Consider the following 13,599-nt stretch of genomic DNA (forward strand, 5'->3'; position numbering starts at 1 on the left):
GGAGGGAAAGATGGATGGCTGCGAATAGGCAAGATGCATGGACGGCGGATGAAGATCTTTTATTGGCGGAGGTAACGCTTCAACATATTCGAGAGGGAGGAACCCAACTGGCTGCCTTTGAAAAGGCGGCGGAGCGTTTGGGACGGACGGCGGCGGCCTGTGGTTTTCGCTGGAACAGCACAATTCGAAAAGAGTATGAAGAGGCGATTTCCATGGCAAAAGGGGTGAGGAAGAAAGCTCTTCCCCTTGATTCTCAACAGAAGAGCATTACCTTCGACGAGGTGTTCCGTTTTCTAAAGGGGCTTCAAGAGAGCCGGAGGAAGAACAGTGAAGAGCTTTCCCAATTAAAAAAGAGGGTGGAAGACCTGGAGCAGGAAAATGGGCGGCTGAAGGAGGAAAGGGTGAAACTTCAGGAAATGAATCGCCTCCTTCACGACGAAAAACATCGCCTTGTGGAGGAGATTGGCCGCTTTCAGGAGCGAAATGGGCAGCTTCTCGCAGAGGTAGAAAATCTTCAAGGGGAGCTGGAAAGGATCCTCTCTTTGGAAGAGGGGTACAAGGTTCTTTTGGAGATGATGGAGAGGGCTAAAAGAAAAACCTCCCACCAGAGAGGTGAAGGAAGTTATTGATTTATTCCCCCGGTGCTAAAGATCTTTACCTTCACATCCACATCGATTTTCATGCGAGGATAGGAGCTTTTCCATTTTTCCCAACCCTGTTCACCTAGGTGGTGGGATCGGTAGAGGAGTCCTAAACCTAGGGGGTCTACATTATTTTTCTGGATTTTCTTGATTAAACGCTCCACTTTCTTCTTTAGCGTTTGCGTGGCCATCGATTCATACACCGGTAGATCTTTTTGAGTAGACTTGGCTTTCATCTCATTCAGTTCCCCTTCCAGTTGAACCTGGATCGTGGCGGTCTGCGTCCCGTTTTTATCCCCGGCCCATCGTTTTATTTTCGCATGGTTGGGACCAATGTTTAGAAAAAATTTCTTATTTCCTTTTTCAACAATAAATCCTGTCTGCCTTTTTTGGTACATAAGGAGATTTAATATTTCCGTCTCTTCCGGTGTAAGTTCTGTTACTGCTTTTTTCTTATCCAGGAGGACGACCTGGTTGATGATCGCCCCCTTATTTTTATTTTTCCGAATGATCGGCAGAACCGGATCAAGCCCCCGTTCAAAGAGACGGCGGGACAGGTCGAAAAGGTGGGTTGTGATAATATAAGGGGAGTTGGAACCGCTCTCTTCAAAGGCGAGGAAAAGGAAATTAAAAGGGATGTGTTCCGACTTTGGTTTGATCTTTAGAATGGAGTAGGCGTCCGGCCGCCCGACGCCTACGAGGGCAACCCGCTGGATCTCTTGTCTGCGCAAGAACCAGTCGATAAGGGAAGAGACCTCTTCTCTTTTTATCAACTTTTCTCCGAACAGAATCATTTTGGTATGGTTAAAATCGAGCTGTTTTTCCACCTTTGCGCCCAATCGTTTGACCGCCTCTCCGATGAAATCATTCTCTTCGCTGTAGATCTGGAAATCGCTTTCACCCGATTTGATGTCGGGATTCGGGATCGCTACTTTGAGAGTGATCAGGTATTTCTTCTCCTTTCCCGGGTCAATTCCCATGCCGACCACGAATCCCCGTTTATCAATATCCCGGAAGGCGCATGAGGAAAGGAAAAGAAGGGGGAGAAAGAGAAATAGGGAGAGATGGATCCGTAAGAGGTGCCCCATTTTTAACCTTCCTTTCGCATTCTATGATAGATCCAAAAGAGGACGAGGAGGATGCTAAGTTGAATCGGAAAGAATAAGTTGAACATGTTCTTTCCTAAAAGATAAAAATCTCTTTCATGGAAACGCTCATAGTAGAGATACAGGAGATAACCAAAAAGAATAAGAAATAAGATTGGCAGATGCCGCAACGTATTTTTCTTTTGCAGATTTTTTAATCCGATCATGCTTCGGATGAGATTTAAGACCACATGCCAATGAACCAGGGTAATGATGAGGGCCATGAGGATATAAGCCATAAAAAAGGGGAAGAGCGCTCGCTCGATCGGTCCTAGCGGAATGCGGAGCGTATCTGCGGCAGCAATCCAAGGATATGCGTAAAGGCCAACGCCTTCCTCGCCGAGGAGTCCGATCGGCAGGAAATAAATCACCAAAAACGAGAATGAAAAGAGGAGGCTCATAAGGAGGTATTGGGTCAAGGTGCGGCGAGGGATGGAGAGAACTCGATTGAAGATGATCAGGTGGGTATACCCGGAAAGGCTATAATTTGCTGCATTAAAAGCGCTCCAGGTAGGGGGGTCCAAGTGGGTAGCCACCGCCATCATGGCATTCCAAAGGAGCTCATTATGTGTCAGAGCGATGAAGATAAGAAAAAACGTAATGGGAAGAACAAGTATGGTTAAGATTTCAATCCCGAAGAGAAGTTTTTCGGAAGGGAGCCGAATAAAGATCAGAACGATAATGATGAATAAGCTTAAGGTAAGAAGGTCGGAACTCTCGGTGTTTAAATAGCGTATGCTAACATCGGTAAGAATTAAGAGGGTATTCACCCCTAAATAGGCCCAATAGAGGGTGTAGAAGAGGAGGACGGGGATGCGAAACCAGTGGGGAGTAAATCGTTCCATAAGTTCCGGCAACCCCTGATGCGGGAAACGTGAAAAGAGCCATACCGTGCCATAGAGGAGGAGATTTCCGGTCATGATGGCCAATGCAAGGGAAAGGGTCGTTCCCTGGTATCGATCTTCGAACAAGATGCGGGGAACATAGCCAACCCCGTTCATTAAGACATTGACGATGATGAGATAGAGGAGATATCGGTTCAAGGAGAGCTCTCCTTTCGCTTAAATCCCGTACGTTGGCTTCGCCTGCTCCTTTTTTTTCGCTTCAGGTCCTATAAAAAGTTTAAAGTAAGGGCGGCCAAAGCTTTCCAAATTGGATAAATAAAACACGACGGCAAAAAAACCTACCACGACGCCTATGGTGCCGAAAAACGCAGCAAGGATAACGATGGGATATTTGATAACCCGAATGGCGAACATCATCGTATTGATCGGAATGACGAAATTGGAAATGGCTACTGCAGAGACGACAATAATCATGATGTCTGAGACGAGACCTGCCGTCGTTGCCGCCTGTCCTAGGATTAAGCCTCCCACCGTAGTGGCGGTGGCGCTGATGCTCTTTGGCAGGCGAATGCTGGCTTCCACAATCATCTCCATGAGAAGGATCATGAAGAGGACTTCAAAAACGGAAGCAAAGGGAACGGGCGCCCTGCTTCCGGCGATGGCTAGGGTGAGTTGAACCTGAAAGAAACCTGGATTATAGGAGATTAAGGAGACATAAAGTGCTGGGAGGAGCAGGGTGATGAGGACGCCCAGGTAGCGAAGAAGGAGGAGAAAATGGCTGATCCAGAAGGTTTGATATTCATCCTCCATGGAAGTGAAAAAATCATAAAAAACGGCAGGAGCGATGAGACAAAACTCAGTCCCGTCGATGAGGAGGGCCACCTTCCCTTTTAGTAGATTGTATACCACCCGGTCAGGCCGTTCCGTGATCATGTAGGTGGGAAAGAGGGAATACTTGCGCCGGGTAAAGTGCGTCTCTAATTGGCCGGCAGCCAGCAGAACATCGACCTTCAGGTTCTTTAGATCCTTTTCCATCCTCTCTAAGACCTTCTCATCCACAAACCGCTCATCATAGAGGAGGGCGATGTTCGTCTTCGTATATTTCCCCACCTCCTTCAACTCGACCCGGAGTCCCTGCTGATGATACCGGTTCCTGACGAGATAGATGTTGGTCATGATCGACTCGGTAAATGCGTTTTGAGGCCCCTGGATTACCGTTTCGATTTGTGTAGGCTGGATCACGCTGTTGGAAGTTAAGCGGATGTCAACAGCGTAATACTCTCCGTTTAATTCGATGAGGACATGTCCATTTAATAATTTTTCAATGGCATTCTTTTCATCTTCGTAGGGAGAGGTGTTGGGAAGTGATTGCAGGGCCCGTCGAAATTCCTCTTCTGTTCCCGTTTCAAAGAAGGGGGTGAGGATCGATCTCGACAGTTTCGTATCATCGCACAAAGGTTTAATATAGAGTAAATTCATCCGTTTCTTCTCGGTGGAGAGTTGTTCATAAACGACATCGGAGGATTTGCCCAATTTCTCTTTGATTTGTTGTAAAAGATTTTTCTCCGATTCCTTTGGGGAAGCGAAGGATTTGGCTTGAATCGTCTTGGCATCGGCAGCCTTTCCATCGCTACGCTGCTCCGACGCTTTCGATGTCTTTCCGTTTTTTTTGCTCCATTGGATCTGCTTCGGGCGTTTCTTATCCATCTGTCCTTCCTCCTCCGGTCTACCCTCCGCATGTTTTTTCTATAGGGTTAGCCTAACCAAATTATCCTTCCTTACTCAAAGAATTCCACTCATCACTTAACTCATCGTAAGGTGTTCTCCCTTGTCCATTCTCTCTCCTCTTTATGCACAAAGTTTGCATTTACTTTTACACTCTTCATCCAAAGAAAAAGGCCAGCCTTTTGTAGGCTGACCTAATCCTTGCGATCCTTACCACCGATTTAAGTTACTCTTGCAGTGACGTTCCTGGAGGGAGCCAGACGTATGGGTTTTCGCCACGGTCCCGTTCCGCCTGGTAGTGAACAGGGATAAAACCCACTTTTAACCAAAAATGGTCGGATCCTAAACGGGCATTCGTCTTTATGGGAAGGCCTAAGCTTTTCGCATGTTCCACCAGCATCGTTCCAAGTTTTTGATTCCTGTATTCAGGGAGAACCTCCAATTTCCATAACTCGTAATAATTTTGGGGCGGGTTAAAATAACGGTCATACTTTGCAGAAATACGGTACAAACTCATCCGGGCGATGAGATGATCACCATCATAGATACCGTAAAAAGGGGAGTCGCTGTTGTCTTCGATGATGTTGGCTTGTAAATCTTCAAGCATAGAGAGTTCTTCCAGTCCATATTCTTTGAATTGTTTAAAATCTTCTAGGGTCTTAAAATTAACCTTAAGTCGTTCTACCCTATAATCCATTCCCTTTTCCCCCTTTTCTCCGAACAGCAGAACATGTTCGTTCATCATAAATAAAGTTTATAGAAAATATTCTCTTTTGACAAGGATTTTTCAACATTGGTGGAGAATCTTTCTATTAAGTTCTATTTTGGTGTGTGAAACAAGGAGGGCTGTATGCAAATTAAGAAAATATTGGTGGCCAATCGTGGAGAGATCGCCCGCCGCATTCTGCGTACCGTGAAGAGGATGGGAATAGGCGGGGTGGCGGTTTACAGCGATGCCGATCGGGAGCTTCCCTATGTGAAGGAGGCGGATGAAGCGGTCCCGCTGGGAGAGGCCCCTGTGGCGAAGAGTTACCTTTCTTGGGAAAAGATCTTGGATGCCGCCCGGAAAACCGGGGCGGACGCCATACATCCAGGATATGGGTTTCTCTCGGAAAACGCCGGATTTGCCCAGGCGGTAAAAAAGGCGGATATAATCTGGATTGGACCTGAACCGGAAGTGATCCGTCTCATGGGGGACAAGGTATCGGCCCGCCGGCAGATGATCAAGGCAGGAGTTCCCGTCGTTCCCGGATGGGACGGGGAATCATCCGATCTAGGGGAGATCCTGGGGCATGCCCACGCTCTTGGATACCCGATCATGGTAAAGGCGAGCGCCGGTGGGGGCGGAATCGGCATGCAGGTGGTCCGCCGGGAGGAGGAACTTGAGGAGAAGCTTTCAATGGTGAGGCAAAAAGCCCAAGCCTATTTCGGGGATGGGAAGGTTTATCTGGAGAAGTGGGTCGAAAAGCCGCGCCACGTGGAGGTGCAGGTCTTAGCCGACGATAAGGGGAATGTTCTCCATCTCTTTGAGAGGGATTGTTCGATTCAGCGCCGCCACCAGAAAGTGATTGAGGAGACCCCCGCTCCTATGCTTTCCGATGAAGGAAGAAGATTACTCTATGAGAGGGCGGTTGCTTGTGCGAAAGCGGTAAACTATCGGGGAGCAGGGACGGTGGAGTTTATCCAGGACGGGAAGGATTTTTATTTTCTGGAGATGAATACCCGCCTCCAGGTGGAGCATCCCATCACCGAGCTGGTGACCGGGCTCGATCTGGTGGAATGGCAGATTCGTATCGCCAGGGGGGAAGCCCTTCCTTTTGAGCAGAGGGAGATTTCACGATTTGGGCATGCCATTGAGTTTCGCATCTATGCGGAGGACCCCTCTACCTTCTATCCATCGCCAGGAAAAGTAAGCGTATACAATCCCCCTCAAGGGGAAGGCATCCGGGTGGATGACGGGATTGAGGAGGGGAGCCGGGTCACTCCTTATTACGATCCTCTTCTCGCAAAGCTGGCCGTCTGGGGGAAGGATCGGGAAGAGACGCTGATCCGTGCGGAGAAGGCCTTGAAAGAGTTTCGCATCGAAGGGATTAAACAGAACATTCCCCTTCACCTACAGGTGTTGAACGAATCTCGCTTCCGCCGGGGAGAATATGATACCCATTTCTTGGAGGAATGGATCCGAAAAAAGAAGGAGGGAAGGGAATGAAAGAAGTTCGGGCAACGATGGCGGGGACGGTAATCCGCCTTACGGTTTCCGTCGGGGATGAAGTCACGGAAGGGCAAGATGCGGTCATCTTGGAATCAATGAAGATGGAGATTCCCCAGACGGTGGAAGAAGGGGGGAGAGTGAAGGAGATGAGGGTCCGGATCGGTGACTTCGTAAATGAAGGGGATCTCCTCCTGGTGCTGGAGTAGGATACCTATACGAACCTAAAGAGCGGTTTTGTCCCGATCTTTTGGATCGCCTGAAGATCTACAGGATTTCAAATGCGGGGGAGGAGGAGAGAGATTGCCTTTGATGCTCTATGAAGAAAGAGGAACGATCGCCGTCCTTACCTTAAACCGTCCGGAAGTGCATCATGCCCTAAATCGTGAGATTTTGTTGGAGCTTCGCGAGGCTTTAAATCGGCTGGAAAGGAAGGGTTCCATCCGTGCGGTGGTTATCACCGGATCGGGCTCCGATTCTTTCAGCGCAGGCGCCGATTTAAAGGAGAGGGCTGCCATGACGGAGGAGGAGGTAGCCCGATTTATCCCCTTCATCCGGGATACGTTTACCCTCATTGAGCGTCTGCCCCAACCGGTTATTGCCGCCATCAACGGGAGAGCCCTGGGGGGAGGAATGGAGCTCGCCTTAGCTTGCGATGTACGGATCCTCTCGGAACGGGCGGTGATGGGCCTAAAGGAAACGACGCTGGGGATCATTCCAGGTGCCGGCGGGACCCAGCGACTTCCCCGCCTGATCGGCATCCCGAAGGCAAAGGAGCTGATCTTAACAGGCAGGACCATAACCGCATCGGAAGCCTTGGCGATCGGTCTCGTAAATCAGGTGGTTCCCCCTGAGGAGGTTCTTTCTACCGCCTTAAAATGGGCGGAAGAGATCTCTGCCAATGGACCGATCGCCGTAAAGCAGGCGAAGTGGGCGATCAACCATGGGATGAAAACCGACCTAGATACCGGATTGGAGCTGGAGACGTCCGCCTACCGCCTCCTCATCCCGACGAATGACCGACGGGAGGGGCTTCATGCCTTTCGGGAGAAGCGAAAGCCGAATTTTACGGGAGAATGATGACGGGTATCCGGAAAAAAGACGGACCGATCTCCCCCTGGGAGCATCTCCCAGGGGGGAGAAGGGTCTCCTTCGACAGGAAGGAAGCGATGAAGAAGAGTCGGATCGGAAGTAATAAAGGAGAGGAGATAGAGATGGAAAGAGAAGAACTTCTTCAAGAGAGAAGGGAGAGAATCAAGAGGGGAGGCCACCTTAAGTATCATGAGAAAAATCGGGAGCAAGGAAAACTCTTCGTCCGGGACCGGCTCCGACTTCTCTTTGACGACGATTTTCAATTGGAAGATGGATTATTTGCCAATTTCATGGCGGGAGAGCTGCCCGGCGACGGAGTGGTGACGGCGATCGGCAAGGTGAATGGTCAAGTGATCTGCGTCATGGCCAACGATTCCACCGTGAAAGCCGGTTCATGGGGAGCCCGAACCGTGGAAAAAATCCTTCGCATCCAGGAGACGGCGGAGAAGCTTATGGTCCCCCTCCTCTATCTCGTCGATTCGGCAGGGGCCCGCATCACCGACCAGGTGGAGATGTTTCCAGGGAGACGGGGTGCAGGGCGCATCTTTTATAACCAGGTAAAACTATCGGGAGTGATCCCTCAGGTATGCATTCTCTTCGGCCCCTCCGCCGCCGGCGGAGCTTACATTCCCGCCTTTTGCGATCTCGTCATCATGGTGGAGGGAAACGCCAGCATGTATCTGGGTTCCCCCCGGATGGCGGAGATGGTGATCGGGGAGAAGGTCACCCTGGAGGAGATGGGCGGCGCCCGCATGCACTGTACCGTTAGCGGCGTAGGGGACGTATTGGCCAAAAGTGAGGAGGAGGCGATTCTCTCCGCCCGGAATTATCTCACCTATTTTCCGCCGAATTATCGGGAAAAGCCGGCGGGCAGGGAGAAGAAAGCGCCGAAGAGAAACACGGAGGAGATTGAAACGCTCATTCCGGTAAACCAAAACCTGCCCTTTAACATGTATGATCTGATCGATGCCCTGGTGGATGCCGACTCCTTTTTTGAGGTGAAGAAGCTTTTCGCCCAAGAGATGATTACCGGCTTCGCCAGGCTCGATGGAGAGGTGGTCGGCATCGTGGCGAACCAGCCCCGGGTCAAGGGGGGCGTTCTCTTTGTGGATTCCGCCGATAAGGCGGCCCGCTTCATCACCCTCTGCGATGCTTTCCAGATCCCCCTCCTCTTCTTGGCGGACGTACCCGGCTTTATGATCGGCACCAAGGTGGAAAGGCAGGGGATCATTCGCCACGGGGCGAAGATGATTGCGGCGGTCTCGGAGGCGACGGTTCCCAAGATCTCCGTCATCGTCCGCAAAGCATACGGGGCAGGGTTGTACGCCATGGCCGGGCCCGGCTTTGAACCGGATGTCTGCATCGCCCTTCCCACCGCCTCGATCGCGGTGATGGGGCCGGAGGCGGCCGTCAATGCGGTTTACAGCAACAAGATTGAAGCGATCGAAAATCATGAGGAGAGGGAGGCTTTCATCCTGGAGAAGCGGAAGGAGTATCAGGAGGATATCGATATTTACCGCCTGGCCTCCGATTTAATCGTAGACGTGATCTTGCCGGGACGAGAACTGCGGGAAGAGTTAATCCGCCGCCTGAAGGTGTATCGCCGGAAGGAGCTCCACTTCAGCACCCGAAAACACCCGGTTTACCCGGTTTAAAGAAAATATGGGGAAGATCGAGTGTCCTTGTATAAAAAGAATATGGAAATCATCGATACTGGAGAGAAGAATGATGGAAGAAAAAGAAAAGGTTGAGCCAAAAGCGATTCAAGATTACTATCCCGACTCGTTCGCCTGGTGTTACGGTTGCGGGCGTTTAAATGAAAAAGGGTTACACTTTAGGACCGTTTGGGATGGGGAGGGGACCCTCACCCGATTTCTTCCCCGGCCCGAACATATCGCGGTTCCCGGTTTTACTTATGGGGGATTGATCGCATCCCTCATCGATTGCCACAGCACCGGGTCCGCCTCCCTCGCCCTCTATCGGGCGAGGGGGCATGAACCGGGAGATGAGGCTCCCGTTCCCCGTTTCGTTACCGCGTCGCTAAAGGTCGATTTTTTAAAACCCACCCCCTTGGGGGTTCTCCTCGAAGTGAGGGGAGAGATGAAAAGCCTGGGGGAAAGGAAAGTGGTTGTAGAGAGCAAACTTTATGCGGACGGCATTCTGACGGTGACTGGGGAGGTGGTGGCCGTCCTCATGCCGGAAAATTTCGGCTCCTCCTCTTCGTAAACCAACGTGTCTCCCTTCCCGGTTATAATGGAGGTGGGGCTTTTTTTCGAGATGACGGAACCAAAGGGGGAAAAAGGGGAAGAGAGGAGGAAACCGAAGCTTTCTGTCGAATAAAATATAATAATGCGTAACGGATCTTTCAGGTGGATCGGTGAAGGAAAAACCGCATTTTCCCGATGATCCTAAGGAGCGAAGGGGTGAGAGAGTAGAATGATCCAGTTTTTGACCGGATTGTATGGTTTTTTCGCCACGTTTCCCTTTATCTCCTTTTTTCTGATCTACGGGATCGCGTATGTTCGCACCCGAAATAAGAAAGAATCCCTTCTATGGGCCGTCTATATTACCTTTATTCTCTTGTTAAGCGCGGTGGGAAACCTTTTCAAGGTGGTCACCGGGTCATGGAACGGCTTCTGGTGGCTTCTCTCTCTTCTCCTGCTTGTTGCCGCCCTTCTCTTGTTCCTCCAATGGAAAAAAAGAGGAGAGATCTTACCCGGCAGAGTGATTCGCTCCTCCATCTTTTTCGGTTTTCTCCTTTTCTCCCTCTCTTACCTGATCCTCTTTATCGCAGGGATCCTGCTCTCCTTCGCGCAGGGATAGACTCCATCCTTCCAATTAGACAAAGGCTCGGGAAGAGTGGTATAGTGTGAAGAGACATAAGGGATTGAACATAAAGGAGCTTCGTTTCATGGAAATCTACGAACATTCACTTCCATTCTCTCTTCCTCTTGCTCGCCTCTATCAAGAAGAGTTTGAGAAAGTGGCGCATCTCTACGACTATGATCCATACCAGGAGGAAAGTTACAGGATCAGGCTTCATCGCCTTAAGGATTCTCCCCACGTCAATCGCTTTCGTATGGTGGAGGCATTGGCCGATTATAATAAACGAGTAGGCAACGAGGAAAGCCTCCCCCAATTGGAACGACTTTCCGACCCACAGGCGGTGGTTGTGGTGGGCGGCCAACAGCCCGGAGTCCTCACCGGACCTCTCTATACCGTCTATAAGGTCCTTACGATTCTTGCGGTGGCAAAGAGGGAGGAAGAGCGGTTAAACGTGCCGGTGATTCCCCTCTTCTGGATCGCCGGCGAAGATCACGACTGGGATGAGGTAAATCACGTTTACGTTCCGAACGGGGAGGGGATGGAAAAGATTCGCATTCCCCATCCGGGAAAGGAACGTTCCTCTATTAGTCATATCCCTCTTCCTTCCGATGGGTTACATACCTTTCTTGACTCATTTTTTTCCTACCATCCCCTTACCGCCCATACCGAAGAACTGAAGGGGAAATTATATCCCCTCGCAGAGGAAAGCCGTACCCTATCGGAATTCTTCGCCCGCCTCCTCGTTACCCTCTTTCCCGGAGAGGGGCTCCTTCTCCTCGATTCGGCCGATCCCGCCTTCCGCGCCTTGGAAGGAGAGATGGTTGAAAAATTTCTCAGTTCTCCCGAAACCCTCTCTTCTCTCTTGGAAAGAGGGAAGGAGAAGGTCAGGGGATTGGGCATCGCCCCTCAGATCGAATCGGAGCGGGATTCCGCCCATCTCTTCCTCTATGAAAACGGAACCCGTCTCCTCCTGGAACAAGATGGGGTGAATTTCATATCAAAGCGGGTAAAAAGGGGGTGGAAGCGGGAAGAACTCCTTACTCTTGCGAAGAGGAATCCTGAACGGTTTAGCTGTAACGTGGTGACCCGCCCCCTCATGCAGGAATACCTTTTGCCTGTTCTTGCTTTCGTGGGGGGGCCTGGTGAGATCTCCTACTGGGGGCTCCTCCGGGAGATCTTCCATGCATACCATTTCACCATGCCTCCCATCATCCCCCGGATGGCGGCTACCTTGGTGGAGCGTCCGGTGCAGAAGCTCTACACCCGTTACGGCCTCCATTTTCAGGATCTCTTCCTCGGGGCGGAGGAGGCGTTGGCCGATTGGTTGGCTCGCCAGGATGATCTGGGCCTAAATGGACGGTTGGAAGGGGTGAAGGAGGAAATGAGGCGCCTCTACCAACCGATTTTTGGGCAGCTTGCCGGAATCGATGAGGGATTAGCCCGCTACGGAGAGAAGAATCTGGCCATTCTCCTCACCCAGGTGGAGGGCTTGCAGCGCCGGATCGAACGGTTTTTCCTCACCCGGGACAGGGAAGGATACCGTCAATTTATGCAGGCGAAAAACCTGCTTAATCCGAACGGGCATCCCCAGGAGCGGGTTTTTAACCTCTTTACCTATTTAAACCGGTACGGATGGGAGTGGTGGCGTTTATTCCGACGCCTTCCCCTTATGCCAAACGGGTATCATAAGGAGATTCGGTTATAGCCCGGAAATGTCCGGTTTAATGAAGCTCGATGCAGTGACATGCAGTACTACGAAGAATTTCCATAGGAGGGAATCACCGAATGAACAGAGTTTCGGATAGCTTGATCTCCGACCCTTCTTTAGCCGGGGAAGGGCGCTTGAAGATTGAATGGGCCATGGAACATATGCCGGTGTTAAAGCGGGTGCGGGAGAAATTTGAAGCGGAGAAACCTTTCGCCGGGCTTAAAGTGGCCATCTGCCTTCACCTGGAGGCAAAAACCGCCTGTCTCGCCCTTACGGTTCAAGCGGGAGGCGCCGATGTGACCATTACCGGAAGCAATCCCCTCTCCACCCAGGATGATGTGGCGGCCGCCCTGGCTGAGGAGGGGGTTCGGGTCTATGCCAAATATAACCCGACGGCAGAGGAGTATCTCCATTATTTAACCTTAACCTTGAAAACGAGGCCGGATCTCATCATCGATGATGGAGGAGATCTGGTTCGCCTGCTGCATGGGGAGCTTTCCCATCTCCGTTCCCAGATCCGGGGCGGATGTGAGGAGACGACCACCGGAATCCTCCGCTTAAAGGCGTTGGAGAAAGAAGGAAGCCTTGCTTTTCCCATGGTGGCGGTCAATGACGCCCTCTCCAAGTCCCTCTTCGATAACCGTTACGGCACGGGCCAATCGGTCTTCGACGGCATTAACCGGACGACCAACTTGGTGGTGGCGGGGAAGACGGTGGTGGTGGTCGGCTACGGATGGTGCGGCAAGGGGGTGGCCATGCGGGCGAAGGGCCTTGGGGCCAAGGTGATCGTCACGGAGGTGGATCCCATCAAGGCGATGGAGGCCTATATGGATGGGTTTCAGGTGATGCCAATGCTGGATGCGGCTCCCCTCGGCGACTTCTTCATCACCGTGACCGGGAATAAGGATGTGATCCGGAAGGAACATTTTGCGGTCATGAAGGATGGGGCTATTTTAAGCAATGCGGGCCATTTCGATGCGGAAATCAGCAAGCCGGATCTGCAGGCTCTCTCGGAGTCGAAAAGGACGGTGCGGAAGAATATCGAGGAATTCAGGCTCCATGACGGACGGAAGTTCTATCTCCTCGCCGAAGGAAGATTGGTCAATCTGGCGGCCGGCGACGGGCATCCGGCGGAGATTATGGATATGACCTTTGCCCTGCAGGCTTTGAGCTTAGACTATGTGAACCGTCTGCACCAGGACAAGGATAAAGCCAAAGGCCCCCAGGTTCTCCCCGTTCCCAGGGAGATCGACCAACGGGTGGCCCGGTATAAGTTGGAGTCCCTTGGGGTGAAGATCGACGCTCTCACCCCCGAGCAGAAGAAATACCTGGAAAGCTGGGCATTGGATGAAGGATAATCTCGATCTCCGCTCTTCGGGGTTCATAAAGCAGAGATCGAAGGGAGGAA

At 51.3% G+C, this 13,599-nt stretch carries 13 protein-coding genes; 9 read left to right on the plus strand and 4 right to left on the minus strand.

Annotation, left to right across the window (positions count from 1 at the left end):
- Nucleotides 1–14: 14 nt before the first annotated feature.
- Complete coding sequence (locus tag THEAE_RS0105775) at nt 15–629, plus strand: RsfA family transcriptional regulator (protein WP_028986803.1); 615 nt, start codon at nt 15–17, stop codon at nt 627–629.
- Here THEAE_RS0105775 and THEAE_RS0105780 read toward each other — a convergent pair.
- From THEAE_RS0105780 to THEAE_RS0105795, 4 genes are all read right to left on the minus strand, one after another.
- Entirely contained in the window at nt 623–1,729 is a 1,107-nt protein-coding gene (locus THEAE_RS0105780) for a Ger(x)C family spore germination protein (RefSeq protein ID WP_028986804.1), read from the minus strand. The two genes, THEAE_RS0105775 and THEAE_RS0105780, sit on opposite strands and share 7 nt — an antisense overlap.
- Before the next feature lie 2 nt (nt 1,730–1,731).
- Nucleotides 1,732–2,829 carry a GerAB/ArcD/ProY family transporter gene (locus tag THEAE_RS0105785; protein ID WP_028986805.1) on the minus strand — a complete coding sequence of 366 codons (1,098 nt, stop codon included), beginning with the start codon at nt 2,827–2,829 and terminating at the stop codon, nt 1,732–1,734.
- Between the two features lie 18 nt (nt 2,830–2,847).
- On the minus strand, nt 2,848–4,338 hold the full coding sequence (locus THEAE_RS0105790; RefSeq protein WP_028986806.1) for a spore germination protein: 1,491 nt from the start codon (nt 4,336–4,338) through the stop codon (nt 2,848–2,850).
- Between the two features lie 244 nt (nt 4,339–4,582).
- Nucleotides 4,583–5,053, minus strand: coding sequence for an N-acetyltransferase (locus THEAE_RS0105795; protein ID WP_028986807.1), 471 nt, complete (start codon nt 5,051–5,053; stop codon nt 4,583–4,585).
- A 153-nt stretch (nt 5,054–5,206) separates the two neighbouring features.
- Between THEAE_RS0105795 and THEAE_RS0105800 the strand changes: the two genes are divergently transcribed.
- From THEAE_RS0105800 to THEAE_RS0105835, 8 genes are all read left to right on the plus strand, one after another.
- Nucleotides 5,207–6,565 (plus strand): acetyl-CoA carboxylase biotin carboxylase subunit, encoded by a 1,359-nt coding sequence (locus THEAE_RS0105800; protein WP_084213446.1) that lies wholly within the window; start codon nt 5,207–5,209, stop codon nt 6,563–6,565.
- The gene (locus THEAE_RS0105805; RefSeq protein ID WP_028986809.1) at nt 6,562–6,774 is read left to right on the plus strand and encodes an acetyl-CoA carboxylase biotin carboxyl carrier protein subunit; all 213 of its coding nucleotides are present in this window, start codon (nt 6,562–6,564) and stop codon (nt 6,772–6,774) included. The genes THEAE_RS0105800 and THEAE_RS0105805 overlap by 4 nt, the downstream gene beginning before the upstream one ends.
- Before the next feature lie 103 nt (nt 6,775–6,877).
- Complete coding sequence (locus THEAE_RS0105810) at nt 6,878–7,645, plus strand: enoyl-CoA hydratase-related protein (protein WP_156920696.1); 768 nt, start codon at nt 6,878–6,880, stop codon at nt 7,643–7,645.
- 134 nt (nt 7,646–7,779) lie between these two features.
- Nucleotides 7,780–9,312: an acyl-CoA carboxylase subunit beta gene (locus THEAE_RS0105815; protein ID WP_028986811.1), complete on the plus strand. Its 1,533-nt coding sequence runs from the start codon at nt 7,780–7,782 to the stop codon at nt 9,310–9,312.
- 73 nt (nt 9,313–9,385) lie between these two features.
- Entirely contained in the window at nt 9,386–9,883 is a 498-nt protein-coding gene (locus THEAE_RS0105820; RefSeq protein ID WP_156920557.1) for a PaaI family thioesterase, read from the plus strand.
- A gap of 210 nt (nt 9,884–10,093) precedes the next feature.
- A complete protein-coding gene (locus THEAE_RS0105825; RefSeq protein ID WP_028986812.1) occupies nt 10,094–10,480 on the plus strand; it encodes a DUF3397 family protein in 387 nt (128 codons plus the stop codon).
- Between the two features lie 88 nt (nt 10,481–10,568).
- Entirely contained in the window at nt 10,569–12,188 is a 1,620-nt protein-coding gene (gene bshC, locus THEAE_RS20080; RefSeq protein ID WP_156920558.1) for a bacillithiol biosynthesis cysteine-adding enzyme BshC, read from the plus strand.
- 80 nt (nt 12,189–12,268) lie between these two features.
- On the plus strand, nt 12,269–13,549 hold the full coding sequence (locus THEAE_RS0105835) for an adenosylhomocysteinase (RefSeq protein WP_028986813.1): 1,281 nt from the start codon (nt 12,269–12,271) through the stop codon (nt 13,547–13,549).
- Nucleotides 13,550–13,599 lie beyond the last annotated feature (50 nt).

Source organism: Thermicanus aegyptius DSM 12793 (genome assembly GCF_000510645.1).
In the GTDB taxonomy this organism is placed as follows: Bacteria; Bacillota; Bacilli; order Thermicanales; family Thermicanaceae; genus Thermicanus; species Thermicanus aegyptius.